The sequence below is a fragment of the Streptomyces sp. adm13(2018) genome (assembly GCF_008042145.1).
In the GTDB taxonomy this organism is placed as follows: Bacteria; Actinomycetota; Actinomycetes; order Streptomycetales; family Streptomycetaceae; genus Streptomyces.
On the sequence record NZ_RDBH01000314.1, the window covers coordinates 1 to 1,533 of the forward strand.

The window sequence follows — 1,533 nt, forward strand, 5'->3', positions numbered from 1 at the left end:
GCCGAGCCGGGTCGGCCGGACGTCTCGGGTATACGGGAGCTTTCGGACGCGGCCGAGGGGACGGACGGACCGGGCGTATCCCGGTGGCCGGACTCGCCAGACCGACAGGTCCGGCGAGTCCGGCGACCCCGGTCAGTCTGGCGAGTCCGGCCACCGGGATACGCCCGGTCCGTCCGTCCCCTCGGCCGCGTCCGAAAGCTCCCGTATACCCGAGACGTCCGGCCGACCCGGCTCGGCGGCCCCCTTCAGGGACCCCGGTCCCGGTGCGGACCACCGCCCCGGCACCGACACCGGCTGGTCGCCCCGTCTCGTCCGCCTCGGCGCTCCCCGTCCCGGACCCGCCGCCAGGGGCGCCCGGCGCTTCGGCGTGCCGCTCGTCCCCCTGCTCGTCGCCGCGCTCGTGGCGACGGCGTTCGTCGCCGCGCGGGGCGGGGCCGAGCCGGGCCCGTCCGCGGCCGAGCGGCCCGGCGGGGACCGGATCGGCGTGCCGTCACCGGTCGGGTCCGACGGAGGCCCCGCCGAGACCACCCCGCCGGCCGGCCTGATGCCGACCGCCCCGGGCACGGCCGGCACCGCGACGGACGGCGGCCACACGGCCGTCCCGACGACCTCAGGCGCATCCGGGTCCGCGGCCGCCACACCGACCCGTACCACCACCCCGCGCCGGACGGGCGACCCCCGGAAGGCGTCCTCGACACCCACCCGGAGCGGTGACACCACCGCCGCGCCCCGCCGGACCCGACCGGCGAAGCAGGGCGGCACATCGCCGCGCCCGGTCGCGTTCGAGGCGCTGCGCGTCGGCGAGTGCTTCGACATCGACCGCGGCGCGCCGGGCACCGCCGTCCGCCGGGCCTGCGACACGCCGCACCACGCCGAGATGGTCGCCCGCCTCCGGCTGACCGGCCGCCACGCCACCGACACGGCGATCCGCGAGGCGGCCGCGCTGCTCTGCCGCGTGCCGCTGCGCGGAAAGGCCGCACGGCAGCCGCTCGGTACGCGCTGGACCACCTTCGTCCAGTACCCGTACCGGACGAGCTATCTCCTCGGTTCGGACGCCGTCGCCTGCAGTCTGGCCGCCACCGGCGGCGGCACCCTCAGCCGGCCGCTCAAGTAGCCGCGGACGACAGGGCCGTCGCCAGCGCCGTCGCCGGGTCACGGTCCGCGGGCCCGGCGGGGGACCAGCGGGCACCGGCCTTCAGATAGGGCCACCAGCGCCCGTCCTCGCCGAGCCGCAGCTGCGCCTCCGCCCCCACCACCGTCCAGCGCGCACCCGCCGACCGTCGGAGGACCGGACGGTCGTCGTCCTCCCAGGCCTCCGCGAGCCGCGCGCCCGCCCAGGCGAGAGCCTCGGCGTCCGGCGTCCACTCCTCCTCCAGTACGGCGAGGGCGGCGGCGCCTCCGAACCGCCACGCGCGCGTGGCGAGGTCCAGCTCCGCGCGCGATCGGCCGGAACCCGAGGCGAGCCGCGCCGTGATCCACGGAGCGGGGGAGTCCGCGGCGAGCCGCGCCGCGTCCTGCGCGACCGTCGGCGGC

At 78.8% G+C, this 1,533-nt stretch carries 1 protein-coding gene and 1 pseudogene; one reads left to right on the forward strand and one right to left on the reverse strand.

The window, feature by feature from the left end; genetic code table 11:
* Window positions 1–367: 367 nt before the first annotated feature.
* Complete coding sequence (locus EAO70_RS37035) at window positions 368–1,114, forward strand: hypothetical protein (RefSeq protein WP_148007155.1); 747 nt, start codon at window positions 368–370, stop codon at window positions 1,112–1,114.
* Here EAO70_RS37035 and EAO70_RS37040 read toward each other — a convergent pair.
* A pseudogene (locus tag EAO70_RS37040) lies at window positions 1,107–1,533 on the reverse strand (SWF or SNF family helicase); the annotation flags it as partial. The gene EAO70_RS37035 and the pseudogene EAO70_RS37040 overlap by 8 nt on opposite strands.